This is a genomic window from Kitasatospora sp. NPDC048298 (assembly GCF_043201465.1).
GTDB lineage: Bacteria > Actinomycetota > Actinomycetes > Streptomycetales > Streptomycetaceae > Kitasatospora.
In genome coordinates this window covers 1-25,598 of the sequence record NZ_JBICYZ010000083.1, presented here as the reverse complement: position 1 = coordinate 25,598, position 25,598 = coordinate 1, and the positions used below count along the sequence as shown (strand labels likewise).

The window sequence follows — 25,598 nt, the reverse complement described above, 5'->3', positions numbered from 1 at the left end:
TCGGCCCACCGGGAAGCGCTTGCTGATACGTTGCACATGCTTTACTCATGTCAATCTCATCTGAAGGCCTGGCCGACCGAGCCAGGCCTCCTCGGAATTAAGGATCGGCCGTGGAGATATCCCGCTTCAGCAAGCCCTTCATCGTCGGCGCGATCGGCGTTCTGGCCGCAGGCGTCGGGATCGCGTCCCTGACGGTCGCGCAGGCCGCCACCGGGAGCAGTTCTGCGGACGCCTCGGCGATGCCCGTCGCCGTGGAGGACTTTCAGCACCCCGGAGCCGACCGCCTGCTGCAGGAGCGTCAGATCACGCTCCGGCAGGGCGACGGGCACATCTGGCTCAAGGAGGGCCCGGGGAACACCGTGCCGACCGACTGCCAGGCCTCGAACGAGATCTTCATCGAGTCCCGCCTCGACAAGCGCGGCTACTGCTTCACCACCAACAGCAAGACGGGCTACCTCGCCATGGAACTGCCGGACGTCTACGGCATCTGGACCGAGGACCGCGCCGTCAGTGCCAAGCTCACCGCCGGAGGGCAGGAGAAGCAGGTCGACGTGGCCCCGAACTCGGCCGCGCCCGTCGGCGAGAGCCTGCCCGGCGGGAAGCGCTCCGTTCTGGTCGAACTGCGCGTCACCGGCTGACGAACACCCCGGCGCAGGCCGCGCCGGCTGCTGTGCGGCCTGCGAGGATCCGGCAGGCATCAACACCAATCGGACGGCTGCCGACCGCTGACGACAGGCACCCCGGCGCTGTGTCCGCGCCGACGAGACCTCCGGATCCGACGCACCGACGCCAACCCCCTGAGGTGTCCGGCAATTTGAGCTGCCGTCACCGGCGGCGTCGAGCAGCGCTCCGGTCGGCTGCCCTGGCCGTCCATGCCGAGAAGCCGACCGATTCGCTTCGGCCCACGCCTGTGGGCATCCCGCTTCTGTTCATTCTTCGCAGGGACATCCCCATGTATCGCAAAACCCAGCCCCAATCTCAGTCTCGGTCTCAGCACCAGTCTCGTTTACGGCGGACGGGGGTGCTGGTGGCGGCCGCGGCCGCCTGCACGCTGAGCTCCTACTCTCCGGCCGGTGCCGTGACCGGCGACGCGGCTCCCGACAACACCTATGCCAGTACCGCCCGGATCGTCGTCGGTGACAGCCTGCGTGGCTGCACGGGTGCGCTGGTTGACCGCTCCTGGGTGCTGACCGCGGCGTCCTGCTTCTCCGACGACCCGGCGCAGCCGCAGGCGCTCGCGGCGGGTGCGCCGAAGTGGAAGACGACCGTCACGGTGGGTTCCAAGTCGGTCCAGGTAGCCGAGTTGGCGCCGCGTCAGGACCGTGACCTGGTGATGGCCCGCCTGGCCACGCCCGTGGACGGGGTCGCTCCGCTGTCGCTGGCGACGACGGCCCCGACGGCCGGGCAGACGCTGCGGGTGCCCGGTTTCGGCCGGACCAAGGACGAGTGGGCGCCACTGAAGCTCCACACCGGTGCGTTCAGTCTCGACACCGTGAGCGCGACCGGTATCGGTACCACCGGCACCGGTGGCGCGGCGATCTGCAAGGGTGACACCGGTGCCCCGGCAGTCCGTGAGGTCAACGGCAGGGCCGAGCTGGTCGCCGTCGCGTCCCGTTCGTGGCAGGGCGGCTGCCTGGGCACTCCGGCCACGGAGACCCGCACCGGCGCCTACAACACCCGGGTCGACGACCTCGGCGGCTGGGTGCAGCAGGTGAAGATGTCGGGTCTGGTGAGCCGGCTGTTCGTGGTCGGCGGTGACGGCCAGATCTGGGGGAACGGCGGCGCCTACACGGAGAACGTGTGGGGCACCTTCCGCCCGGTGCCCGGCAAGAACGACGTCCGGCAGGTCAGTGCCACCACGATGGGCGACAAGGTGCGCCTGTTCATGGTCGGTGACGACAAGCGGATCTGGACCACCACCGGCGACTACGCCGCCGGCACCTGGAGCCCCTACGACGTGGTGCCGAACAACAGCGGCATCGAGCAGGTGACCGCCGTCGCGATGGGCAGCAAGGTGCGCCTGTTCGCGGTCGGTGGCGACAAGCGGGTCTACACGGCGGCCGGCGACTACGCCGCCGGCGTCTGGACCACGTTCGAGGCGCTGCCCACCAGCAGCATCAAGCAGGTCGCGGCCGTCGCCGTCGGCGACACGGTGCGGCTGTTCGTGATCGGCGGCGACGGCCAGATCTGGACCACCACCGGCGACTACGCCGCCGGCACCTGGACCCCGTTCACGGCCGTGCCCAGCACCGGCATCCAGCACATCGCCGTCACCGCCTCCGGGAACACCGTGAACCTGTTCGCGGTCGGCGCGGACCAGAAGGTCTGGACCACCAGCAACACCGACAACGGCCCCTGGGCCACCTTCGCGGCCGTCCCGAACACCGGCGGCATCAAGCAGGTCGCGGCCGCGACGATGGGCGACAAGGTGCGCCTGTTCGCCATCGGCAGTGCCGATGAGATCTGGACTGCCGACCGCAAGGCCAACGGCAACTGGACGACCTTCTACCCGGTCGCCAGCAGCTCCATCCAGAGCGTCTCCGCCGCCACCACCGGCTGAGCCGGCCCGACGCTCGGGCCTCACCGGCTGCTGCGCGGCCGGCGAGGCCCCGGCGGGCATCGGCGTCGACTCGAGCGCGAGCCCCTGAATCTCATCGGCACCCCCCGCTCCTGCGGGGTGCCGCCCTTTCGAACGTCCTGAGGAGATCTCTCTCATGTCCCGCAAGTCCCAGGCCCGTTCCCTGCGGGCCGGTGTGCTGGTCGCGGCCGCGACCGCCGGCACGCTGAGCAGTTTCTCCCCGGCCGGCGCCGTGGTCGGCGATGCGGCCGCCGACGGTTCCTACGCCTTCACCGCGCGTCTGGCGATCGGTGACAACGTGCGGTCCTGCACCGGCGCGCTGGTGGACCGCTCCTGGGTGCTCACCGCCGCCTCCTGCTTCGCCGACGACCCGGCGCAGCCGCAGGCGCTGGCGGCGGGCGCGCCGAAGTGGAAGACGACCGTGACCGTCGGCGGCAAGTCGGCGGAGGTTTCCGCGCTGGTTCCGCGCGCCGACCGTGACCTGGTGATGGCCCGTCTGGCCACGCCCGTCGACGGTGTCGCCACGCTGCCGGTGGCCACCGCCGCGCCCGTCGCCGGGCAGACGCTGAAGGTGCCCGCCTACGGGCGGACCAAGGACGAGTGGGTGCCGAACAAGCTGCACAGCGGCGCGTTCAGCCTGGACTCGGTGAGCGCGACCGGCATCGGCACCACCGGCACGGGCGGCGCGGCGATCTGCAAGGGTGACACCGGCGCGCCGGTGGTGCGTGAGGTCAACGGCAAGGCCGAGCTGGTCGCCGTCGCCTCCCGCTCCTGGCAGGGCGGCTGCCTCGGCGTGCCCGCCACCGAGACCCGCACCGGCGCGTTCAACTCCCGCACCGACGACGTCGCCGGCTGGGTCCAGCAGGTCCGCGCGACGGCCGTGGGCTGGAAGACCCAGGCCCTGGTGCGCAGCGACGCCAACCTGTTCTTCGCGTCCCGGCTGTACGACGGTTCCTGGACGCCGTTCGAGGACGTCCAGGCCGTGGCGGGGAACATCGGTGGTGTGCGGGCCGCTTCCTCGGTCGGCATCAACGGTGACACCCATGTCGTCGCGCTCGGTGGTGACGGGCACCTGCACTACGCCGTGCACAGCCTCGACGGCGGCTGGGGCCAGAAGTTCGTGGACCTGAACACGACGGTGTCCGACCTGGGCAACATCACCCAGGTGACCATCGCCTCCGTCGGCGGTGACCTGCACGTGGTCGTCGTCGCGGACGGCTACCTGTTCCACAACGTCCGCTCGGAGAACGGGCAGTGGACGTCGTTCAAGGTGGTCACCGACGTGACCGGGCCGCTGAGCGGGATCACGTCCATCTCGGCGGCCGGTGCCGCGGGCGGGGAGTTGCACATCGCCGCCGTGGCCGGGGGGAAGGTCTACCACACGGCCCGTTTCGCCACCGGAAGCTGGTCCCGCTGGGGTTCGGTCGCCGAGGCCGCGGGCTCCACCGCGCCGGTGAGCGCCGTCGCCGTCACCCGGCAGAACAACGACCTCAACCTCGCCCTGATCGCGAGTGACGGTCAGTACCACACCATGCGCTACGCCAGCGGCAGCTGGCAGCCGGTCAGGTCGCTCGGCAGCGTCGTCGGGAACGTCACCGGTACCGGCATCAGCGCCGCCACCGTCGACACCGACGCCGTGTTCGCCGTCACCACCAACGACAACAAGGTCCTGCTCACCGCCCGTCACGCCGACGGCGGCTGGGACGCCCCCGAGGACCTCAACCTCACCGCGATCCCCGGCAACCACACCGGAACCGTGATCACCAGCTCCCTCTGATTCACCACGCCTTCGAGTCAGGGCTCCGGTGGGAGAGGCCTTGGCCCTTCCTGCCGGAGCCCTGCCGCTCTGCCGCCGGTGGCCGCATCCGCGCCGCCGGCCGGAAAACCTATGCCCCTCAGAGAGGAACGTCTCATGAAACGCTCATTGCGCTCCCTGGGAGCGCCGGAAGGCACCGGGAAGAGGCAATCACGGGGAAGCCGAACGGCGGGGATGCGCCGCGCGTGCGCGGTTCTCCTGCCCATGGCTCTCGCCGCCGGCTTACTCGGCACGACATCCGCGTTGGCGGCGGAGTCCGACGGCACCCCGGACCTGCCCGGGCTGACGGACCGTGGCCGCGTGGTCGGCCTGTGGACCATCGGTGGCCCGGGCGTGAAGGCCGCGGCCGAGGCTGCGCTGACCGGTTCGGACGAGGACGTCAAGCGGTTCCTCGACGTCGAGAACGGCGACGCGGCGTACCACGACAACCGGGTGAGCGCGTTCCAGCTACTCGGCCTCGGCGGGCCCGGAGTGCAAGACGCCGCGACCAAGGCGCTGAAGGGTTCTCCGGCCGATCTGCGGGCCTTCCTCAGGGACGGCTGGCAGGCCCCACTGGAACAGGACCGGCGGGTCGAAGCCTTCCAGCTCGTCGCCACCGGCGGCGTCAGCGTCAAGGAGCAGGCCACCACCGCGCTCAAGGGCACGCCCGAGGACGTCAAGAGGTTCCTGGAACAGGGCCAGTACGACGCCCGGGAAGTCGACAACCGCGCACGGACGATGCAGCTCCTCGGCTCCGGTGGCCCGGCCATGAAGGAGGCCGCCAAGGTCGCGCTGCGTGGAACGCCCTCCGACATCGTCGAGTTCCTGGAAATCGGTCAGTTCGTCGCCAGCGCCCGGGACAAGGAACGCGCCACCATCTCGCAGCTGGCCGACCAGGCCGAGCAGGCCGGCGCGCAGGCCCTGGCTGCCAAGGATGCCGCCAAGGAAGCGTCCGAGCGTGCGGTCAAGGCCTCCCAGCTGGCCAAGGACGCCGCGGAGACCGCGGCGACGGAGACCGAGAAGGCCGGCCAGGACCTGGCCCGTGCCACGGCGGCCGCCAAGGACGCGGCCGATGCGGCCCAGGGCGCGGCAGCGGCCGCGCAGCAGGCGACGGCCGCCGCCGGTGCCGCCAATCAGGCCTCCCGCGTCGCCTCCAGCGCCGCGGCCCAGGCCGCCAGCGCGGCCAGCGGCGCGGCCCTCGCGGCGGCCGGCGCCCGCAAGGCCGCCAGCGCCGCCTCCTCGGACGCGGGCAAGGCCTCCGAGGCCCGCCAGCGGGCCGAAGAAGCACGCAATGCCGCCGGTGACGCCCAGCGGGCCGCGGACGCCGCGGACAGTGCCGGCACCGCTTCCCTGGCTGCGGGCGAGGCCGCGGCTGCGGCCAAGAGCGCCAGTGGCAACGCGAACGCGGCCGCCGGTTCCGCGGACAAGGCGGGCCGTCTGGCAAGCGCCGCCGGCGCCGGCGCCAACCGCGCACAGGCCGCGGCCGAGCAGGCCCGCCGCCAGGCCGCCGAGGCCAACCGGGCCGCGGACGCGTCCGCGGCGCTGGCCGCCCAGTCAGCCCAGGCCGCCTTCCAGGCCCGCGACGCCGCCCACTCGGCGGCCACGCACGCCCAGAACGCGGCGGCGGCCGCGGACCAGGCTGCCGCGCACGCGGGTGAGTCCGCCGTCTCGGCGGCCGAAGCCGCCCGACAGGCAGAGGCGGCACGCACCGCCGCGTCGGCGGCGGGCGAGGCCGTCAAGACCGCCGGCGGCGTCTACGAACTCGCCCGCAAGACCGAGGCCGAGGATCTCACCGCCCGTACCGCGGCCGCCGTCGAGACGGCCCGGAGCATGAAGAAGGCCGACGACGAGGCCATCGGTGAGATCGGTACGCTCCTCGCCGGCTGGCGGGCCCAGGACGACGAAGCCGCCGCTCTGGCCGCCGAGGCCAGTCGGCCCGGCGCGGACCCGAAGGCACTGGCGGCCAAGGGCCGCAAGGTCGCGCTCCGGACCATGGAGACCGGCGGCTCGTGGTCTCAGGAAGCCGCGGCCGACGCCCTGTCCGGTACCGACGCCACCGTCCTGGACTGGGTGCGCACCGGCCGGCACAAGGCCGAACTGGACGACATGCGCCGGAACGTGCAGGAGATCGCCCAGGACAGCCCCGACGAAGCCGTCCGGACCGCCGCCACGGCCGCGCTCAAGGGCAGCGCCCAGCAGATCGAGGCCTTCTACACCACCGGCCAGCACGAGGCCGCGGTGACCGACAACCGGGTCCGCGCCTACCAGGTGATGGCCGCCGGCGGAACCAGCGTCAAGGAAGCCGCCGAGAAGGCCCTGCGTGACGGGTCACCCAAGGCCGTCGCCGCCTTCCTGGCGACCGGCCAGTACAACGCCCGTCAGATCGACGAACGGGTTCTGGCCACCCAACTGCTCGCCAGCGGCGGCCCGGAACTCCAGGCCTCGGCCAGGATCGCGCTCTCCGGCACACCCGGCCTCGTCAGCTCCTTCCTGAAGACCGGCCAGTACATGGCCGACCGCAAGGACCAGCTGACCTCCGCCCACGTCGCGCAGATGCGCCGTCTGATCGCCGAAGCCTCCCAGACCGCGGCCAACGCCCAGCAGGACGCCTGGGAGGCCACTGAGGCCGCCGCCATCGCCGCCAACGCCTCCGGCGAGGCCGACAACGCCCGCGATCAGGCCCGTTCCTTCGCCGACCAGGCGGCCGGCTTCGCCGCCCAAGCCGGCCAGTCCGCCCAGGACGCCGAAGCCTCGGCTGCTCGCGCCACCCAGTCCGCCACCGCCGCCCGCAACGCCGCCCAGGCCGCCGGGCGCGATGCCGGCAAGGCCACTGCCGCGGCGACCCGCGCCCGCGCCTCCGCGGCCCAGGCGCGCTGGTCCGCCACCGTCGCCCGCGACGCCGCCACCCAGGCCTACAACTCCGCGATCGCGGCGGGACGGGACGCCGGAGCCGCCCAGCAGGCCGCCGACGAAGCCTGGGGCATCGCCGCGGAGAAGATGATCCAGGAGCGCCAGGCCGAGCTGGCCGCCGGGGACCCGGGTATCGAAGCCCAGACCAAGCAGCTCGAGGAGGAGTTCACCAAGGCGCTGGAGGCGCAGATCCGCCAAGAGATCTGGAAGGCGCAGTACTTCAGCCAGTTCAACTGCTTCTTCATCACGCCCGACACGCCGCGGGAGTTCATCGCCCAATGCAACATGGCCAAGGCGAACGGCACGTACGGGCCGGGCGGCGTGTTCGGACCGGGCACCATCACCGGACTTCTCGCCGAGTGGGGGTCCAGCAACGAGGTGCAGATCCTGAAGCAGCTCACCAAGTCCGTTCTCGGGGTGGACACCGCCGAGGAGTGCGTCAAGGAGAAGAACCTCGTCTCCTGCGCAGAGCTCGCCGTGACCTTCTTCCCGGCCGGACGGGCCGCCAAGCTCGCAGAAATCGCGACCAAAGCCAAGACCATCGAGCAGATCACCCGGGTATCGAGCGCCACGATCAAGTGGATTGAGAAGATTGACTATCTTCCCTCGCCGATGGAAGCGCAGCGGGCGATCGAAAAGCTCCCGCGCTGGGGTTCCGGGCTGATTCGAGACGGCCGGCACCTCGCGCCCGACTACGTGGTGAAGGACATCTCCTCCAAGGGCACGGTGTTCAGGATCACCGGCGGTGACGGGAGGCCACGCGTCCTCGTGCAGATGCCGGGCGAAGTGAACGGCGTCACGGGCCGGTTCGAGTGGCTCATCGAGGACCAGGGCGGCATCCAGGTAGTATCCCACCAAGGGTTCGTCAAAAACGGAACGATCAACGGTATCCCCAACAAGCCATGAGTGACTTTCTGAAGTTCAAGATCCCGGCGGAGTTCATCGAACCGCGTGTCCGCCCAAGCCTCGCGGAGCTCGAGTACGGGCACCGCGAAGGCTGGATCGACGCCGACGGTGTCATCAGCCTCTGTACGCGACGCCTCGAGGCAGGCCAGGTGTCGCAGACGGAGGAGACGATCGCCCTTCTGCTGTCCGACGAGGCCGACCAGGTAGCCGGACTTCTGGAAGGGTCCGACGCAGGCCTTGCCGCGGACGACCTGCGGCTGGTGTGGCGATACCTGGCGCTCGCCTGGGCCTACGAGAACCGCGAAGACCTCGGCGACGCGCTGGGGGTGGTCGAGATGCTGTACGCGGGCTTCGACTACCCCTCCGAGATGGACGGCTTCGTCCGCTACATGCCGGCACAACCCGGGCAGACGACGGGAATCGATGCCCTCATGTCGCGGTGGGAGGAATTCGTCCGCAACGAAGGGGAGTTCTACCGAGGTCGTGACCGGGAGTCCGAAACCGACTGACGCCACCGGTGTCTGACACCGATCCGCCCGGCCATCGGCTGGGAAGGGCTGCTTCCGCAGGACTGCGGAAGCAGCCCTTCCTCGTGGGCTGAACGGCGGAACCCCCCTCCACGAGCGGGTCCTTGTCGGCGCGCCGCGGGCGACGGCCTCGCGCGGCACGCTCACCGCCGAAGCCGTGGCCCTCACCCAGGGCCGCCTCCACACCCCGCCCCCGTGGCCGGCGGCCACGGCCGCACCGCGGTTCCGTCCCGGCGGGACGGGCCCGACCGGGAAGCGGAAACGGCCGGCGGTTCCACCACGGCGTACGCCTCCGGCGGGACCGGGAAGCGCTTCAGCAACTCGTCCATCCAGGCGGCCGGGTGGGTGGCCCGCGCCGGGCCGCCGGGGAGGGCGCGGGCCTGGCGGATGCCCTCGACCAGTGCCCTGACGGCGGCGTCGGCGGTGTACCGGTCGGCGACCCACTGCCGACCCGCCCGCCGTACCTCGTCCTGGTCGGGCAGGTCGAGCAGTTCGAGGGCCTTGTCCGCCAGCCGGTCCGTTTCGAGCTCCGGGATCCGCCAGGCGGACGGCGAGTCGAACAGTTCCGCGCCGCCGCCGGCGGCGTAGCCGGTCACCAGGCAGCCGCTGGCCATCGCCTCGGCCGGCGGCAGTCCGAAGCCCTCGCCCTCGGGCGCTCCCAGCGCGATGAACACCGACGTGTCCGACAGGACGCGGGCGACCTCCTCGTGGGGAACCGCGTGGATGTCGTACAGGTCGACGCCCCGGGAGCGCGGGTCGGCGTGGAGCAGGCGGCGCAGCAGCGTGCTCTCGACGGGGCGCTTGCGGGACATCCACGCGATGCGCCGGACCCGCCCGGTCGCCGCCGGCCGGAACGACTCGGTGTCGATGACGCTGGGCACCAGGTGCGGCTCGTACTCGGGCAGGGCGCGGCGGAGCATGTCGACGCCCGCCTTCGAGACCGTCCACAGCGCCGGCCGGGACGACCAGCCCGGGTACGGTCCGGGGCCGGGGCCGGCCAGGAAGGTGACGTAGTGTCCCTGCGAGAAGACGACCTTGCGGCCGCCGGGCGCCGGGTCGTGGTCGGGGAGCACGCTGACCTCGGGCAGGACGAGCACGTCCTCGGGCCCGAGGTCCAGGGTCGTGCTGGACAGCGCCGGCACGTCGTCGGCGAACCACGTGTAGCGGAATCCCGGGGTGGGCGTCCAGCGGAACGCCTCGACGCCGGCGGCGCGCAGCAGCGAGACCTGCTGGTTCAGCGCGCGGATGCCGCCCAGCGGGAACTGGAACTCGAACGACGCGTAGATCACTCGGCCGGTCATCGCACCCTCCCTGCCCCCTGAGACACCACGATCGGTGGTACCGACCCGCGAGGGTCCGTACGGAATCCCCGCGGCGAGCGTCGAGTCGCCTCGCCTCGCCGACGCTTCCCGCCTCCTACCCGGTCCGCCCCGGCACAAGCCGCTCGCCCGGTCGGGGGAACTCCTCGAGGCCGGCGACGCCCGAGCCGGAGGGGTCGGAGCAGCCGATCCCCCAGGCGGCGGCCCGGGCCGCGGCGGCCGCGCGGTTGGGGAGGTCGAGCTTGGCGAGGATGTGCTCGATGTGGGTCCCCACGGTGCGGGGCGTGACGTACAGCCGTTCGGCGATCTCCCGGTTGGTGCGGCCGGCCGTCAGTTCGGCCAGGACCTGCAGTTCGCGCGGCGAGAGCCCGCCCGGCCGGGCCGGGGCGCCCGGACCGGGCACGGCGGCCACGGCGGACTCCTCGGACCGCGGGCCCGCGTGGGGGGCGACGGCCGCGGCGAGCGCCTCGCTGAGCAGGGTGACCACGGCGCGCGCGGGATCGGGCGCGCACCGCGGCCGGCGGGTGCTCACGTTCAGCACCCCAACGTACCGGCCGTCGACGGCGAAGAGGCACTGGGCCACCCCGTCCTCGATGCCGAGCGGGCGCAGCACCTCCCGGAAGCCCGGGGAGGCCGCCAGGAGCCGTCCGGGGACGTCCCCGAGCCAGAGGCCGCCCCTGGCCGGGCTGCGGAGCACGGGGAACACCGGGTCGTGGTGCAGGCGGGTCTCGATGTACGCGGTGGCGTCGTCCGGGTAGCTCCCGGCCAGGGTGGTGTGGCAGCCGCGCAGCGGATCCCACCGGGCCAGCGAGGCGTGGTCGTACTCCATCACCCCGGACAGCGCCGCCAGGACCGCGTCGAGGCCGGTCGTGCCGGCCGCCGCGCCCCTGGCGGCCTCGCGGACGCCGACGGCCGCGTCCAGGATCTCCGCCACGCTCCGCTCCGCTGCCATCGTTCCAGGATGATCACGTGCCCGGAATGCGTCAAACGCGCGCCCGGGCCGCGACACCGACGACTCCTAGTCCCGGCCGTCGGGCTTCAGGGGCCTACCGTCCAGGGAGGTGGTCGTGAGCGAGGCGCGCAGCTCGGTGATGACGGTGGTTCGGCCGACCGCCGCGCAGGTCATCTCCAGGAGCACGAAGCCCAGGCGGTGCTTTCCCCGCACCATGCCGGAGCCGGCCAGGCTGCCGACCCCCTCGCACAACCAGTCGTAGACGCTCTGCGCGTCTCCGTCCTGCCACCCGTCGAAGGCCGCCGCCTCGATGCCGAGGGCCAGCTTCTCGGCCAGGTACTCGGGGTCCAGGACGGTACGGAAGCGGATCGTCAGACGCTCGAACCCGTGGCCCGCGCCGAACTCCCAGAGCGCCCACAGCTCGTCGACGCCATTCGCCCGGGGTGTGGCTTCGAGGAGCCAGTCGTACCGCTCAATGAAGGGCGCGTGGAACTCCAGCCATCGGTCGCGTTCGCGCGGCAGCACCAGCCAGGGGCTGGGGACCTCCTCGAAGGCCGGCCAGTCCACCTCGGGACAGTCCCAACGCCCGCTCCACGAGCGGACCTTCTCCCGGTTGGCGATGAACTTCGCGCGCGCCTCGTCCGCTTCCCGCCGCTTCCGCCTGCCCAGGACCATGCGCACCAGCCTTCCCCGGTCGCCCCGTCAGCCGCGGCTCCGCGCCCGTTCGCGACTCAAGCCCGGCAGGTGGGCACCGAATCAATGTATCGACACACAGATCGTTCGAAAACCACTGCGACACATCGGAGTTGGGACACCGGAGCGCCCCTCCGGGTCTCCGCACTCAGGAACGCCACCGTCGCCGAGGGGCGGTCGCGCCGGCCCCGCGGGGGCGTGCCGGAGGACCGGGCGCCGGACGTGCCGTGGCGGGTGTCCTCCTTTCCGCTCCTAGCGGCGGGCGAGCGTCGCCGTGACGGCGGTGCGGGCGGGTTCGCGGGGGTCGGGGTCGGTGGAGAGCCAGGCGAGGTGGCCGTCGGGGCGGACGAGGGCGGCGGTGACTCCGGACCAGGTGGGGCGGTGGCCTGCGGGGCGATTGTCGGCCGGAGGGGCGGTGTGGACGTCGAGGCCCGGCGTCACGTCGTGGGCCAGCGGCGCGAGCGGCGACGGGGTGTCGGGGGCGGTGGCCAGGTCGAGCAGGACGTAGCGGCCTCGGCGCAGCAGGGGCAGCAGCGTTGTGCCGCCGTGGACGGGGAGGTCGGGGGCACGGGTCCCGGTGAGCGGGTGGGTGCCGGACGGTTCGGCGGGCGGGTAGTGGACGGCGAGTCCGGAAGCGCGCAGGGCCAGGGCGTCGGAGAACTCCGGTACGTCGCCGATGAGTTCGCCCAGCAGGTCACGCATGGCGAGGTTCTCCGGGGTGTAGCCGGTCATCAGGCCGGTCTGCGCGCTGGTGCTGCGCAGCAGGTCGGCGCCGACCGGGTGGCGTTCGGTGTGGTAGCTGTCGAGCAGGCCGTCGGGGGCGGTGCCGGCGAGGGTCTGGGCGAGCTTCCAGCCGAGGTTGCCGGCGTCCTGGAGGCCGACGTTGAGGCCGAGGCCGCCGGCGGGGAAGTGGGTGTGCGCGGCGTCGCCGGCGAGCAGGACCCGGCCGTGGCGGTAGCGCTCGGCCTGGCGGGTGGCGTTGCCGAAGACGGAGATCCAGTGCGGGTCGCGCATGCCGAGGTCGGTGCCGGCGATCCGGCGCACCCGGGTGCGGAGTTCCTCGATGGTGGGGGTCTCGGGCGGCTCCTGGACGCTGTGCGCGTCGTTGCCGACCACCCGGTGGAGGCCGTCGGGCAGGGGGAAGACCATGACGGTGCCGTACTCGTTGAAGGCGGTGTGCGCGGCGGGCGGCGCGTCGAGCGTGACGTCGGCCATCCAGGCCCACCGGGTGGCGGACGTGCCGGGGAAGCCGATGCCCGCGGCGGTGCGTACGGTGCTGCGGCTGCCGTCGCAGCCGACCAGGTAGGCCGCGCGCAGTTGCCGGCGCCCGGTGGGGGTGTCGACCTCGACGGTCACCGCGTCGTCGTGCCGGGTCAGACCGGTCACCCGGTGCTCGCGCAGCAGGCGGACGCCGACGGCCTCGGCGTGGGCGGCGATGAGTTCCTCGGTGCGGAACTGCGGCAGGACGAGGGTGAACGGGTAGGGCGTGTCCAGCCGGGAGAAGTCCATCCGGGTGGTGAGCGCGGCGAAGTGCCCGTTGGGCACCCGCAGTCCTTCGGCGAGGAAGGGCGTCACCAGTCCCCGGGCGGCGAACAGTTCGAGGGTGCGCGGGTGGACGGTGAGGGCGCGGGAGTGCGGGTCGGGCTCGGCCCGGGTCTCCAGCACGGTCACGTCGACGCCGTGGAGGCGCAGCTCGCAGGCGAGCCAGAGCCCGACCGGTCCGCCTCCGGCGATGACGACCCCGGTCGCGGCGTCCGGTGCGGTGGCGTGTTCGGCAGTAGCGGGTGCGGTGGTGGTGTGCGTTCCTTCGGGCATGACGAGACTCCCCTTCTTGGTCAGTGACCAATAACGATGCCTCCAGTAGACTAGGTCAGTGACCAAGAAGCAAACCCCGGCCGCCCCGCGAACCCGGCTCGACCCCACCGCCGTGGTGCGGGCGGCACTCGAACTGCTCGACGAGAAGGGCGCCGACGCCGTCTCCCTGCGCGGCACGGCCGAACGCCTCGGCGTACGGATGAACACCGTGCTGTGGCACGCCAAGACCAAGGCCCGACTACTGGAGCTGATGGCCGACGCGATCGTCGCCGGGATCCCGCTCACCGACCTGCCCGCGGCCCCGGACGAGCGGGCGCGCGAACTGGCCCGCCGCTACCGCCGCTGCCTGCTCGCCCACCGCGACGGCGCGGCCGTCGTCGCCGGCACCTACGCCGCCGAGCCCGCGACCCTCGCGTTCGCCGAGCACCTCGTGGCGGCCCTGCTCGACGCCGGACTCGACGAACGCCGGGCCGCCTGGACGTTCTGGAGCATCCAGTACCTGACACTCGGCCTGACCCAGGAGGAGCAGGCACTCGCCACCTCCGGCGAGGAACACACCCTCGGCCCCGCACTCGCCGCCGGCAGCTACCCCGCGCTCGACCGGGTGGTGCCGCAGCTGGAGGACACGGCGTTCGACGAACGCTTCGAGTTCGGCCTCGACCAGCTGCTGCGTCCCCGACCTACGTGAGCAAGCGTCAAGTACGTTTGACGCCCGGACAAGCCGCTGGTCTACTCCCTCCCCATGACCGCCACCACATCGCCGCCACCTGCGCCGGACGCCCTCGCCGTCGTCGAGTCGATCGCCGACCTGGTCGGCGAGAACTACGTCTTCCCCGACGCCGCCCGGGAACTGGCCTCCCTGCTGCGGCGCCGGAGTGCCGAGGGCTCCTACCGCACCGAATCCGCCCAGGAGTTGGCCGAAGCGGTCACCGCGGACCTGCGGTCCGTCAACGGCGACCTGCACCTGGCCCTCAAGTACCACGCCGTGCCGGTGCCGCGCGAGCGGGGAGCGGCGGTGCTCGCCTCGATGCGGAGGGATTTCGACGCCTCCCTGGATGGTGTCCCGCGGGTGGAGCTCCTCGACAGCGGCGTCGCGGTCCTGGAGATCGCCCCCAAGATGTTCCCGCTGGACTGGGCGGCGCAGCCGCTGGCCGCGGCGCTCTCACTGGTGGCCCCCGCCCGCGCCCTCATCCTGGACCTGCGCCGCAACACCGGCGGCGATCCGGACACGGTCGCCTTCGTCTGCGGCTACCTGCTCGACGGCCGCACACACCTCAACACCATGGTCTCGCAGCAGGGAGAGGTAGCCGCGCAGTCCTGGACGCCCCCGTTCGTACCGGGCGCCCGCTTCGGCGGCGGCAAGCCGCTCTTCGTGCTCACGAGTGGCAGCACCTTCTCCGCGGGCGAGGAACTCGCCTACGACCTGCAGCAGCTCGGGCGCGCCGAGGTCGTCGGGGAAGCCACCCGGGGCGGCGCGCACCCGCGCGAGGGCTGGACGGTGCACCCGCACCTGGAGCTCAGCGTGCCCGTCGCCCGCGCGGTCAACCCGGTCTCGGGCACCAACTGGGAGGGCACCGGCGTCCGGCCCGATGTGCCGTGCGACGCCGAGGCGGCACTCGACCGCGCGCTGGCCCTGGCCGTGGCGCGCTTGACCCAGGAGGCTGATGGGGATGCCGGGCCCCGGCGTCTGGGGCAGCTCTGATCCGATCCGTTGTTCCCGGCTCAGCCCCGCGACTCGTCAACCACCGGGGCCCGAGCCGGTACCGGACTCGCTACGCCACTGCCCGCCGGACGCGGTAGTTCCAGCGCGTGAGTGACCGGACGACGGTTTCGGCGCCGATGGGGTTGGCGCTGTGGACGAAGACGGTTCCGATCCGGAAGGGCCGCCCGTTGAAGGCGGCCTCTTCCATGAGGGTCACCACGGGCATGATGCTGTCGTCGCCGCCGAGATCGTGGTCGAGCCAGAGTTCGTCGACGAAGACCTCGCGATGCTCTTCCAGGAGCTGGACGCCCTCACGGCTGGTGCGGGCGATCCGCGTGACTCCGGGGAGCGGCCGGAGGTCGTCTATGCCGAGGATGACGGGCGTCGGCAGGACTGAATCCTCTTTCATCCGATCATCCTTTCAATCGAGCGGCCGCCGGAGCAACGGGGATATCGCGCCCGACAGGTGACGATGGCCGCCTCCCGCGCCGCTCGGCCTGTTTGCCGACAGAGTGTCGGCAATATGCAACTTAGGTTAGGCTAACCAAAATTATCGGGGTCTCTCCGACCCGGCCGCATCCGATCCCTGGAGGCCGCATGCCCGCGCCCGCACCCGTCCCGTTCTCCACCATGCTCCGCACCGCCAGCAGCGAGGAGCACGAGGCCGCAGAGCGGTCCTCGTTCATGAGCCGCCTGCTGGGCGGACGCCTCGGGATCGAGGCCTACGCCGACCTCACCGGCCAGCTCTGGTACGTCTACCGGGCGCTGGAGGAGCGGGCCGAGCAGCTCGCGGAGCACCCGCTGGCAGGCCCGTTCATCGACCGGGCGCTGCTGCGCACCGACGCCATCGAACGCGACCTGGCACACCTGCGCGGGCCCGACTGGCGGGACGGGCTGGCGCCGCTGCCCGCCACCGCCGCGTACGTGGCGCGGGTGGAGGAGCTGGCCGCCGAGTGGCCCGCCGGCTACCTCGCGCACCACTACACCCGCTACCTGGGCGACCTGTCGGGCGGCCAGATCATCCGGGGCGTGGCCGAGAAGGCCTGGGGTTTCGAGCGCAAGGGCGACGGCGTGCGGTTCTACGTCTTCGAGGAGGTCGCCAACCCCGCCGCCTTCAAGCGCGAGTACCGGTCCAGGCTGGACGCGGCGGGTGCGGCGATGGACGAGGTCGAGCGGCGCCGGGTGGTCGAGGAGTGCAAGCGGGCCTTCATACTCAACGGGGCGGTGTTCCACGACCTGGACGGGCGCTACCCGCTGAGCCCCTGAGCGTTCCCACTCCCCCGCGGTGAACGCACCGGCCCCGGCGAGCGGTTGCTCGCCGGGGCCGGTGTGCGTTCCCGACCGGGGTCAGGCCTGCGCGCCGCTGCGGCGGGTGCGCACCAGGACGGTGGCGCTGCCGCCGACCAGCAGCAGGCCGGCCGCGGTGGCCAGCAACGGGAGCACCGGGGTGTCCGCTCCGGTGGCGGCCAGCGAACCGGTGCCCGTGCCGGTCAGGCCGGTGCCGGTCAGGCCGGTGCTGGTGAGCGAGGCACCTCCGGCCGTGCCGCCGCCCGAACCCTGGCCACCCGCAGCCGGGTTGGCGCCGGCGGTGCCGGACGTACCGGTGGCGGGCAGCGCGGCGTCCTTGTCGAAGGCCAGGGTGGCGCTGACCGGGTCCAGGGCCGTACCGGCCGGGTAGTTGGAGAAGACCGGGACGCCCTCGGCGGTGAGCGTGGCCGGGACACCGGTGAGCGTGACCAGGCCGTTGACCGGCTTCAGCGCGGAGGCGGGGACGTCGAGCTTGGCGATCCGGGCGCCGCTCAGCGTGGTCGACTTGCCGTCCGGGGACTTGCCGTTGACGTCGGCGGTCAGGAAGGCACCATCCCGGTCGATGACCAGACCCGGCGCGGAGAGCGTGGTGTCGAGCGCCCAGCCGTCCTTGCCGGGGTGGGCGAGGAAGCGGACCGAGCCGGTGAAGCCGGCGGTCAGCGTGTGGTCGGCGGTGTTGTACGCGCCGGTGGCGCTGCCGAAGCGGTAGTCGGCCGCGCCGCCGCCGAACTCGACCTTGCCGGCGGCCATCGGGGATTCGAGGTACTTGCGGAAGCTCTCCTTGACCGTCCAGTTCAAGGTGCCGTTCAACACGGGCAGGCGGTCGGGAGCGGTGCTGGGGGTGCCGGTCGGGGCTGGTGTCGTGCTCCGGGTGGCCGTCGGCGAGGCGGTGGCAGTAGCCGACGGCTCGGCGGGGGCCGACGGCGTGCCGGACGGTGTGGCGGTCGGCTGCGCCGTCGGCGAGGCCGTACCGGACGGGGTGGACGTTCCGGACGGGACCGGCGTTCCGGACGGCACCGGCGCACCGGACGGGACCGGCGTACCGGACGGAGCGGGCGTCGCCGGGCTCTGCTTGAGCAGCAGCGACAGCGGGTCCATGTCCACCCCGGCCCGGTAGAAGCCCGCGAAGGCCTGGGCGCCCTGCTCGGTCAGCTTGGCGGCGGTCGGCACCCCGGTGGTGGTGTCCCGCCCGACGGTGAAGGTCACCAGCGGCACGTCGTTCCGTCGGGTGGTCTCGGTGGCGCTCGTCGACTCCTTGGAGGCGGTGTCGGCGGTGAGCGTGCCGGTGGTGCCGGACGTGGTGACCTTCAGGTCGCTGAGCGCGATGTCCAGCGCGCCGTGGTGGGCGGTGAAGTGCACGCCGCCGGTGAAGGAGGAGCTGAACGTGTGGGTGGCGAGGTCGTACTCGGCACTCGCCAGGCCGAAGTGGAAGGTGCCGTCGGTGTTGCGGGTCGCACCGCCGGTCAGCTCGACCGCGCCGCCCTGGGAGGCGGGGCCCTCGATGTAGGTGCGGAAGCCGGCCTTCACCCCCCAGTCCAGCGCGCCGGTGTCGTACGTGACGCTGCCCGGGGCGCCGTCGGCCAGGGCCAGCGCGGGGGCGCCGAGGGCCGTCAGGCCGAGGCCTGCGGTGGCGGCGGCGAGGGCGGCCAGCCGGGTGCGGTTGCGGGACATGGTGGTTGCTCCGTTCGGATGGGGGGATGGCGGGGGGGGAAGGGTCAGGCCGTGTGGTCGGGGTCCGGGGCGGCGTCCGCGCGGCGGCGCCGGACCAGCAGCCCGCCGGTCGTGGCGAGCGCGGCGACCAGCACCGCGCCGCCGGCCACGGCGGCCACCGGGAAGCCACCCGAGGACGAGCCGGCGGAGGACGCGACGGGCGAGGCGGCCGGCGTTGCCGGGGCGGCCGAGGCGGCGGGCGTGGCCGGGGCGCTGCCGAGGTCGGGCAGCGGGGGCAGTGTGGCGGCCGGGTCGAGGGCGACGGCGAAGCTCAGCGGGTCCATCTCGGTGCCGGCCGGGTAGAGGCCCCCGAAGGCCTCGGCCCCGCCCTGGGCGAGCTTCAGCGGCAGCTCGACGGCCTTCAGCAGGCCGCCCTCGGCCTTGAGCCCGGTGGGGTCGAAGGTCGCCAGCTCGACGCCGGGCAGCTGCCGGGTGGCGCCGTCCGGGGTGCGGCCGGAGACGTCCGCGAGCAGTCGGCCCTGGCCGCCGGCCACGGTGACGCCCGGGTTGGCCAGGGTGAGGTCCAGCCCGTGGCTCTCGCCGCCGCGCAGGCCGGTGAAGCGGACGGTGCCGGTGAAGGCGGCGGTGAGCTCGCCGGCTGCTGGGTCGTACGCGCCCTTGGCCGGGGTCCAGCGGAAGAAGGCCCCGCCGTCGGCCGCGCCGCCACCGAGTTCCCAACGGCCCTGGGCGATCGCGCCGGTGACGTAGTCGCGGAAGGTGCGGCGCACGCCCCAGTCGAGGGCGCCGTTGCCGAACTCGGTCTTCGCGGGAGCCTGGGCGGCGGGCTCACCGGAAGGGGCGGCCCCGGCGACGGGCGCGGAGCCGACGGAGGGTGCGGCCCCGGCGACGGGCGCGGCCTCGGCGGAGGGCGCGCCCGTGGGCGCGGCACTCGGCGACGGCGCCGCCGAAGTCGCCTGAGCGGCAGGCAGGTTGACCGACAGGCTGAGCGGGTCGAGAGCCGTTCCGGCCTGGTAGAAGTTGCCGAAGGCCTTCGCCCCGGCGTCGGTGAGGGTGGCCGGGACGTTACTCAGGCTCAGGGTGCCGGCCGCGCCGCGCAGGTCGACGCCGGCCAGCGAGAGATCGGCCAGCTTGGCCTGGCTCGCCTCGCTGACCTGCCCGGTCTCCTTGGACTTGCTCCTGACGTCGGCGTAGAGCCCGGCCGCACCACCGTGGACGGCCCGGAAGGTGAGCCGCCCCAGGCTCAGGTCGAGCGCGTCGGCGCCGTTCTCCTGGTGCCCGGTGAAGCGGACACCGCCGGAGAAGCCCGCAGTCAGCGCACCGGTCGCCGGGTCGTACGCGCCGGTCGCGGAGTGGAAGCGGAAGGTGCTGCCGCCGACCGTGGCCGCGCCGCCGCTGAGTGTCCAACTCCCCTTGGCGATAGGCCCGGTGACGTAGGTCAGGAAGGACTGTCTGATCCCCCAGTCGAGCCGCCCGCCGGAGACCCTGCCCTCGGCGGCGACCGCCCGGGCCGGCAACAGGCCCGCCACCGACAGGGCGGCGAGAACGGCCACCAGGGAGGCGGCCAAACGGCGGAGCCGGCTGGGCAGGGACACGCGGATCACTCCTCGAAGGGCCACGGGGGCGCGGCGGGGGGAGGGGTCGGCAGACCGCCACCCCCTTGCAAGACTTAGGTAAGGCTAACCTAATATATAGATCAAGAGCCCCTCCCCGTCCGGTCGGAGGCGGCGACAACCCCCGGCGAAGGGAAGCACGTTGAGCAGCAGTACGATCCGAACCCGGGTGGCCCGCAGGCCGGCCCTCCTACTGCTCCTCCTCGGCCTGCTGCTCCCCCTCACCGCCTGTGGCTCCGCCACCAGGACGGCCACGACCGCCACCACCACCCGCGCCCCCGACGCGGTCGAGCCGCTGCCCGTCGAGCCCGTCCCGCAGCTCCCGGCCACCACCCCCTCCGCCGACGGCCGCCAGGTCACCGTCACCAGCGCCGAGCGGATCATCCCGCTCGACGGCAGCCTCGCCGAGCTGGTGTTCAGCCTCGGCCTCGGCCCCAAGGTGGTCGCCCGGGACGTCTCCACCACCTTCCGGCAGGCCGCCGCGCTGCCGGTGATCACCCAGGCCCACGACGTGTCCGCCGAGGGCGTGCTCTCGCTGCGTCCGACCGTCGTCCTCGCCGACCGCTCCACCGGCCCGGCCGAGGCGATCGCGCAGATCCGCGCGGCAGGCGTCCCGCTCCTTGTCCTGGACGACGCCAAGGAGCTCGCCGACGTCGGCCCGCGCATCGACACCGTCGCCACCGCGCTCGGCGTCCCGGACGCCGGACGGCAGTTGAGGGAACGCACCGAACAACGGATCGACGCCGCCAAGGCCGCCGTCCCGGCCACCGGCCGCCATCCCAGGGTGGCCTTCCTCTACCTGCGCGGCAGCGCCTCCGTCTACCTGCTCGGCGGCCCCGCCTCCGGCGCCGGCTCGCTGATCGAGGCGGCCGGCGGCGAGGACGCCGGCACCGCCGCCGGGCTCACCGGCGACTTCACCCCGCTCACCAGCGAGGCCCTGGTCAAGGCCGCGCCCGACGCGATCCTGGTGATGAGCAAGGGGCTCGACTCGGTCGGCGGCGTCGACGGCCTGCTCGCACTTCCCGGCGTCGCCCAGACCCCGGCCGGGCTCGACCGCCGGATCGTCTCGATCGAGGACGGCCAACTGCTCAGCTACGGCCCGCGCACACCCCAGGTGCTCCAGGAGATCACCGCCCAGCTCCACCCGGCGGGTGCCGAGTGACCACCGCCGTACGGGAGAAGAGCCTCCGCGGACCGTCCAGGACCACCCTCGTCACGGTCGCGCTCACCGCCGCCCTGGTGCTCTGCGCCCTGCTCGCGGCTGGCACCGGCGCCTACCGCATCCCGCTCGGCGACGTCCTCGCCTCCACCACCCACCGCCTCGGCCTCGGCGGGCACGCCCTGGACCGAGTGCCCGAGTCGGTGCTGTGGAACGTCCGGCTGCCCCGGGTGGCCCTCGCCCTGCTGGTCGGCGGCTCGCTCGGCTGCGCCGGGGCGCTGATGCAGGGCGTGTTCGGCAACCCGCTCGCCGAACCCGCCGTCATCGGCGTCTCCTCCGGCGGCGCGGTCGGCGCGGTGGCCTGCATCGTGCTCGGCCTGGACGCCCTCGGCAGCTGGACGGTCACCGCCTTCGCCTTCGCGAGCGGGCTGTTGACGGTCTTCGCGGTGTACGTCATGGCCCGCTCCGGCGGGCGCACCGAGGTGGTCACCCTGATACTCACCGGCGTCGCCGTGAACGCCTTCTGCGGCGCGCTGATCGGCGTCTTCCTGTTCACCGCCGACTCCGCCGCGATCAGCCAGGTCACCTTCTGGCAGCTCGGCTCGCTCGCCCAGGCCACCTGGGGCAAGGTGCTCGCCGTCCTGCCCTTCGCCGCCGTCGGGCTCACCATCGCCCCGCTGTACGCCCGCAGGCTGGACCTCCTGGCCCTCGGCGAGCGCCCCGCCCGCCATCTCGGCGTCGACGTCGAGCGGATGCGCCTGACCCTGATCACCGTGGTCGCGCTGCTCACCGCCGCGGCCGTCGCGGTCAGCGGCATCATCGGCTTCGTCGGCCTGGTCGTCCCCCACCTGCTGCGGATGCTGACCGGCCCCGGCCACCGCTTCCTGCTCCCCGCGTCCGCGCTGGGCGGCGCCCTGGTGCTCGTGACCGCCGACCTCGCCGCCCGCACCCTCGCCGCACCGGCCGAACTGCCGCTCGGGGTGCTCACCGCACTGATCGGCAGCCCGTTCTTCTTCTGGCTGCTGCGCCGGACCAGGACCCGCCAGGGAGGCTGGGCATGAGACTGCACCGACACCGGACGATCCCCGAACGACCGCTTCCCGGCAACGAGTTGCTCACCGCCGAGGCCGTGCGGCTGACCGTCGGCGGCCGTGCGCTGCTGGCCGGCGCCTCCGTGCGGGTCGCCGCCGGCGAACTGGTCGCACTGCTCGGGCCGAACGGCGCGGGCAAGTCCACCCTGCTGTCCGTCCTCGCCGGGGACGTCGCGCCGCACGGCGGCGGGGTGACCCTGCTCGGCCGACCGCTGTCCGCGTACGGCGCGGCCGAACTCGCCCTGCACCGCGCGCTGTTGCCGCAGTCCGCCGCGCTGTCCTTCCCGTTCCCGGCCGACGAGGTGGTCCGGATGGGCCGCGCGCCCTGGGCCGGTACGGCGGCGGCCGCCGAGGACGAGGCGGTGGTCGCCGAGGCGATGGCGGCCACCGAGTCCACCGCCTTCGCCGGGCGCCCGTTCACCGCCCTGTCCGGCGGCGAGCGCGCCCGGGTGGCGCTGGCCCGGGTGCTGGCCCAGCGCACCCCGCTGCTGCTCCTGGACGAGCCGACCGCGGCCCTCGACCTGCGCCACCAGGAGCTGGTGCTGCGGGTCGCCCGGGCCCGCGCCGCCGCCGGGGACGGCGTGGTCGTGGTGCTGCACGACCTGTCCCTCGCGGCGGCCTACGCGGACCGGGTGGTCCTGCTGACGGGCGGGGCGACGGTCGCCGACGGGCCGGTCGCCGAGGTGCTGCGGGCGCCGCTGCTCAGCGAGGTGTACGGGCACCCCGTCGAGGTGCTGGCACACCCGCGCACCGGGGCGCCGCTGGTGCTGCCGGAACGGACCTGACGCCAAGGGGACCGGTCGTCCGGCCGGAAGCCGACCGGGCCAGGACGCCCCCGGGGCACGCCGCTCCCGAGCGCGAAGGCGGCCACGCCCCCGCCACGCCGGTGACCCGCGCATCGCCCGCGGGCCACCGGCGGGCCGTCAGGGTGCCAGGCGGTAGGCGCGCAGCACGGTCTGCTCGACGGTGGAGCCGTCGGCGGCGCGTGCCGCCGGTGGTGGCGCGGCCGGGGACGGTGACGGTCAGCTGCCGGCCCTCGCGGGCGTCGACGGCGAGCCGGGTGTCGCCGCGCAGCTCCAGCTCGGGCTGCAGGAACAGGGTCGAGGTACGGCTCGCGGTGCCCGAGGCGGGGGTGACCAGCTCTCCGCCGAGGTTGTAGCGGCCCTCGGGCACCCGCGCGGTGGCGGTGCCGCCGGTGAACCGCGGCCGGAAGGTCTCGCGGGTGTCCAGGTTGACGAGGTTGACCGTCGACCAGGTGTTCCAGGTTCCCGGCCCGATCGGCGCCCCGTTGCGGTCGACGGCCGTGACGGTGACGTCGTGCCGCACGGCTTCGCGGGTGAGCGCGTAGGCGGTGGTGACGGCGGCGCCGACCGCACCGCCGACGCGCCCAGGGTCCCGCTCTGCGCCACCATCGCCCTGCCCGTCGTCACCCCCCCGCCCCGGCGTGCCCAGTCCGCAGGAGGTCGCCCCGCGCACCAGCTGCCACCTGGTCGACCTCCCCTCCGGTGCGCACGGCGAGGCCGTGACCCTGACGCACCCGCAGAACGACCGCACCTCCCAGTACGTCCGCCTCCAGCGCACCGACGGCCGCACGGTGACCCTCCAGCAGTGGACCGACCAGCCGGACGCCGGCCTGGCCGAGGCCGCCCTCCTGGCGATCGCCGACGACCCCGCCTGGCAGTTCTGACCGACCCTCCCCCGCCCGGCCGCCGCGCCCCGCGCCGCTCCCGAAGGAGCGCGGGGCGCGGCGGCACCGGTGGCCGGTCCTCAGCGACCGTACGCGGCGGTCGCGATCTCGCCGAAGGACCGGATCAACGGGTTGGTGTCGCCCTCGTTCCAGGCCGCCACCACCCGGCTCGGCGGGATGTCGGTCAGCGGCACCACGGCCAGCTCCGCGGGCAGGTTGTGTCCGAGCGGGGCCAGGCCGACCGTGCCGTTCCACAACACGGCCTGCAGGCACTCCTGGACGGTGCGCACCACCGGGCCCTCGCGCGGCCTGCCACCGTGCCAGTACGACTGCCAGCGGGGGTCGGTGCCCTGCGGGAACCGGAACCAGCGGCGGTCGTCCAGCTCGGCCGACCGCAGCCCGTCACGGCCGGCCAGGGGGTCGTCGGCGCGCAGGACCACGCCGACCGGATCGGCCCGCAGCGTACGCACCGTCAGGGCGGTCTCGTCGAACGGCGCCCTGGTCAGCGCGACGTCGACCAGCCCGACTCGCAGCCCGCAGGTCGGGTCGGTCAGATCGGTCTCGCGGATGCGGATATCGACGCCGGGGCGGCTTCGGCGGAAGGCGGCGGCCAGCCTGGCCGCTCCCGGGTCGGTGCCGTCGCCCAGGATGCCGATGGTGACGGTCGCGACGCCGGCCGCCGCGCCCACGCGCACCCGGACGCGCTCGGCGTGGTCGAGCAGCGCCCGCGCCTCGTCGAGCAGCACCGAGCCCACCGGGGTGAGCGTGACCCCCGTCGGCGAGCGGGCGAACAGCAGGGCCCCGACCTCGGCCTCCAACCGCTTGATCGCCCGGCTCAGCGGCGGCTGGCTCATGTGCAGTCGGGTGGCGGCCCGGCCGAAGTGGAGTTCCTCGGCGACCGCCACGAAGTAGCGCAAGGTCCGTAGCTCCACGCTGCAACGATACCCACGGGGTATCGGCCCCGCGGAACGGGTCTTGGACACCGGCGGGGCCCCGGCGGTGCACTCGTGAGCATGACCGAAGAAGCGAAGACCAGCGAGCCGCAGACCGCCCCCGCCGTGTCGGTGGTGGGCCCCGGCGACGGCGAGACGATCGTTCTGGGCACCACGCGCATGCGCGTTCTCGAGGACGGCAGCCACACCGGGCACCGACTCGCGATCGCCGAGTCCGTCCTCGCCCCGCACACCCAGGGGCCGCCGCAGCACCGCCACCGCGAACACGACGAGGGCTTCTACGTCCTCTCCGGCACCGTGCGGTTCACCGTCGGGGAGGAGGAGTACGACGCCGCCGCGGGCACGCTGGTGATGGTTCCGCCCGGCGCCCCGCACACCTTCGCCAACCCGACCGACCAGCCGGCCGTCATGCTCAGCACCTTCACCCCCGACCTGTACGTGCAGTACTTCCGGGACCTCCAGGAGGTGCTCGCCGCCGGCCGGCCGCTGACGCCGCAGACCAACGCCGACGCGATGAGCCGCTACGCGACCGAGCCCGCCACCGACCGCGCCTGAGCCGGGGGGCGTCGCCGGGGTGTGACCGCGGTCTCAGTGGTGGCCGGTCGGCGGTGACTCGGCGTGACGGGGGTGGGTCGGGTGGTGATGCTGTCGGGGTTCAAACGGTGAGTGCGCTCACATGCGGTTGCGGGGCACGACGACGGCTAGAAATGTCCGTTTTGCCCGCTTTTCGCTAGGGGGTGGGTGGTGTTTGCGCAGGTCGGAAGGGGGTGGCGCGCTCGGCGTGGCCCCTCCTTCGAATAGGAGCCGCCCTCCTCGCTACGACGGCGGGTCGTAGCGAGGGGGTCTTGGCGGGGCCCGTTGCGGTCTGGCAACTTTGCATTCGTCGCCAGCCACACCGGCTCCTGTCCCGCCGGATGCGGCT

22 protein-coding genes are annotated in these 25,598 nt (G+C 73.3%); 13 read left to right on the top strand and 9 right to left on the bottom strand.

The genetic code is table 11. From position 1 onward, the window contains the following. Window positions 1–110 precede the first annotated feature (110 nt). The 5 genes from ACGF0D_RS38290 (at window position 111) to ACGF0D_RS38270 (ending at window position 8,698) form a co-directional block, all read left to right on the top strand. Entirely contained in the window at window positions 111–638 is a 528-nt protein-coding gene (locus tag ACGF0D_RS38290; protein ID WP_392924480.1) for a hypothetical protein, read from the top strand. Between the two features lie 389 nt (window positions 639–1,027). Continuing rightward, window positions 1,028–2,560 (top strand): trypsin-like serine protease, encoded by a 1,533-nt coding sequence (locus ACGF0D_RS38285; RefSeq protein ID WP_392924477.1) that lies wholly within the window; start codon window positions 1,028–1,030, stop codon window positions 2,558–2,560. Between the two features lie 154 nt (window positions 2,561–2,714). Then, complete coding sequence (locus ACGF0D_RS38280; protein WP_392924474.1) at window positions 2,715–4,355, top strand: trypsin-like serine protease; 1,641 nt, start codon at window positions 2,715–2,717, stop codon at window positions 4,353–4,355. A 243-nt stretch (window positions 4,356–4,598) separates the two neighbouring features. Further along, entirely contained in the window at window positions 4,599–8,189 is a 3,591-nt protein-coding gene (locus ACGF0D_RS38275) for an ALF repeat-containing protein (RefSeq protein WP_392924472.1), read from the top strand. After that, a complete protein-coding gene (locus ACGF0D_RS38270) occupies window positions 8,186–8,698 on the top strand; it encodes a DUF2247 family protein (RefSeq protein WP_392875922.1) in 513 nt (170 codons plus the stop codon). Before ACGF0D_RS38275 ends, ACGF0D_RS38270 begins: the two co-directional genes overlap by 4 nt. A gap of 182 nt (window positions 8,699–8,880) precedes the next feature. Here ACGF0D_RS38270 and ACGF0D_RS38265 read toward each other — a convergent pair whose 3' ends face one another. From ACGF0D_RS38265 to ACGF0D_RS38250, 4 genes are all read right to left on the bottom strand, one after another. Beyond that, window positions 8,881–10,017, bottom strand: a complete 1,137-nt coding sequence (locus ACGF0D_RS38265) for a glycosyltransferase (protein ID WP_392924469.1) — start codon at window positions 10,015–10,017, stop codon at window positions 8,881–8,883. Window positions 10,018–10,132: 115 nt separating this feature from the next. Then, the gene (locus tag ACGF0D_RS38260) at window positions 10,133–10,987 is read right to left on the bottom strand and encodes a response regulator transcription factor (protein WP_392924466.1); all 855 of its coding nucleotides are present in this window, start codon (window positions 10,985–10,987) and stop codon (window positions 10,133–10,135) included. A 66-nt stretch (window positions 10,988–11,053) separates the two neighbouring features. After that, window positions 11,054–11,662, bottom strand: a complete 609-nt coding sequence (locus tag ACGF0D_RS38255; protein ID WP_392924463.1) for a hypothetical protein — start codon at window positions 11,660–11,662, stop codon at window positions 11,054–11,056. Window positions 11,663–11,932: 270 nt separating this feature from the next. Beyond that, window positions 11,933–13,495, bottom strand: a complete 1,563-nt coding sequence (locus tag ACGF0D_RS38250) for an FAD-dependent monooxygenase (RefSeq protein WP_392924460.1) — start codon at window positions 13,493–13,495, stop codon at window positions 11,933–11,935. Between the two features lie 58 nt (window positions 13,496–13,553). On the opposite strand from ACGF0D_RS38250, the gene ACGF0D_RS38245 reads away from it, so the two are divergent. After that, window positions 13,554–14,183: a TetR/AcrR family transcriptional regulator C-terminal domain-containing protein gene (locus ACGF0D_RS38245; protein ID WP_392924457.1), complete on the top strand. Its 630-nt coding sequence runs from the start codon at window positions 13,554–13,556 to the stop codon at window positions 14,181–14,183. Window positions 14,184–14,237: 54 nt separating this feature from the next. Next, window positions 14,238–15,197, top strand: a complete 960-nt coding sequence (locus ACGF0D_RS38240) for a S41 family peptidase (protein ID WP_392924454.1) — start codon at window positions 14,238–14,240, stop codon at window positions 15,195–15,197. A gap of 70 nt (window positions 15,198–15,267) precedes the next feature. On the opposite strand, the gene ACGF0D_RS38235 is transcribed toward ACGF0D_RS38240, so the two are convergent. After that, entirely contained in the window at window positions 15,268–15,606 is a 339-nt protein-coding gene (locus ACGF0D_RS38235; protein ID WP_392924451.1) for a cyclic-phosphate processing receiver domain-containing protein, read from the bottom strand. 188 nt (window positions 15,607–15,794) lie between these two features. Between ACGF0D_RS38235 and ACGF0D_RS38230 the strand changes: the two genes are divergently transcribed. Beyond that, window positions 15,795–16,463 carry a heme oxygenase (biliverdin-producing) gene (locus ACGF0D_RS38230; protein ID WP_392924449.1) on the top strand — a complete coding sequence of 223 codons (669 nt, stop codon included), beginning with the start codon at window positions 15,795–15,797 and terminating at the stop codon, window positions 16,461–16,463. 81 nt (window positions 16,464–16,544) lie between these two features. Here ACGF0D_RS38230 and ACGF0D_RS38225 read toward each other — a convergent pair whose 3' ends face one another. Together ACGF0D_RS38225 and ACGF0D_RS38220 are read right to left on the bottom strand one after the other, a co-directional pair. Next, window positions 16,545–18,176 carry an HtaA domain-containing protein gene (locus tag ACGF0D_RS38225; protein WP_392924446.1) on the bottom strand — a complete coding sequence of 544 codons (1,632 nt, stop codon included), beginning with the start codon at window positions 18,174–18,176 and terminating at the stop codon, window positions 16,545–16,547. Between the two features lie 44 nt (window positions 18,177–18,220). Continuing rightward, complete coding sequence (locus ACGF0D_RS38220; protein ID WP_392924444.1) at window positions 18,221–19,768, bottom strand: HtaA domain-containing protein; 1,548 nt, start codon at window positions 19,766–19,768, stop codon at window positions 18,221–18,223. Between the two features lie 160 nt (window positions 19,769–19,928). Between ACGF0D_RS38220 and ACGF0D_RS38215 the strand changes: the two genes are divergently transcribed. Genes ACGF0D_RS38215 through ACGF0D_RS38205 form a run of 3 tightly spaced genes read left to right on the top strand, consistent with a single transcriptional unit; the run spans window position 19,929 to window position 22,821 of the window. After that, window positions 19,929–20,948, top strand: a complete 1,020-nt coding sequence (locus tag ACGF0D_RS38215; protein ID WP_392924441.1) for a hemin ABC transporter substrate-binding protein — start codon at window positions 19,929–19,931, stop codon at window positions 20,946–20,948. Further along, a complete protein-coding gene (locus ACGF0D_RS38210) occupies window positions 20,945–22,006 on the top strand; it encodes a FecCD family ABC transporter permease (RefSeq protein ID WP_392924438.1) in 1,062 nt (353 codons plus the stop codon). The genes ACGF0D_RS38215 and ACGF0D_RS38210 overlap by 4 nt, the downstream gene beginning before the upstream one ends. Then, window positions 22,003–22,821, top strand: coding sequence for a heme ABC transporter ATP-binding protein (locus tag ACGF0D_RS38205; RefSeq protein WP_392924435.1), 819 nt, complete (start codon window positions 22,003–22,005; stop codon window positions 22,819–22,821). Before ACGF0D_RS38210 ends, ACGF0D_RS38205 begins: the two co-directional genes overlap by 4 nt. Here ACGF0D_RS38205 and ACGF0D_RS38200 read toward each other — a convergent pair. Then, window positions 22,739–23,512 carry a hypothetical protein gene (locus ACGF0D_RS38200; RefSeq protein ID WP_392924433.1) on the bottom strand — a complete coding sequence of 258 codons (774 nt, stop codon included), beginning with the start codon at window positions 23,510–23,512 and terminating at the stop codon, window positions 22,739–22,741. The two genes, ACGF0D_RS38205 and ACGF0D_RS38200, sit on opposite strands and share 83 nt — an antisense overlap. Here ACGF0D_RS38200 and ACGF0D_RS38195 point away from each other — a divergent pair. Next, entirely contained in the window at window positions 23,481–23,723 is a 243-nt protein-coding gene (locus ACGF0D_RS38195; protein ID WP_392924430.1) for a hypothetical protein, read from the top strand. The genes ACGF0D_RS38200 and ACGF0D_RS38195 overlap by 32 nt on opposite strands. An 80-nt stretch (window positions 23,724–23,803) precedes the next feature. Here ACGF0D_RS38195 and ACGF0D_RS38190 read toward each other — a convergent pair whose 3' ends face one another. Continuing rightward, window positions 23,804–24,655 (bottom strand): LysR family transcriptional regulator, encoded by an 852-nt coding sequence (locus tag ACGF0D_RS38190; RefSeq protein WP_392924427.1) that lies wholly within the window; start codon window positions 24,653–24,655, stop codon window positions 23,804–23,806. Window positions 24,656–24,736: 81 nt separating this feature from the next. Between ACGF0D_RS38190 and ACGF0D_RS38185 the strand changes: the two genes are divergently transcribed. Then, complete coding sequence (locus ACGF0D_RS38185) at window positions 24,737–25,231, top strand: cupin domain-containing protein (protein ID WP_392924424.1); 495 nt, start codon at window positions 24,737–24,739, stop codon at window positions 25,229–25,231. The last annotated feature ends 367 nt before the right edge of the window (window positions 25,232–25,598 follow it).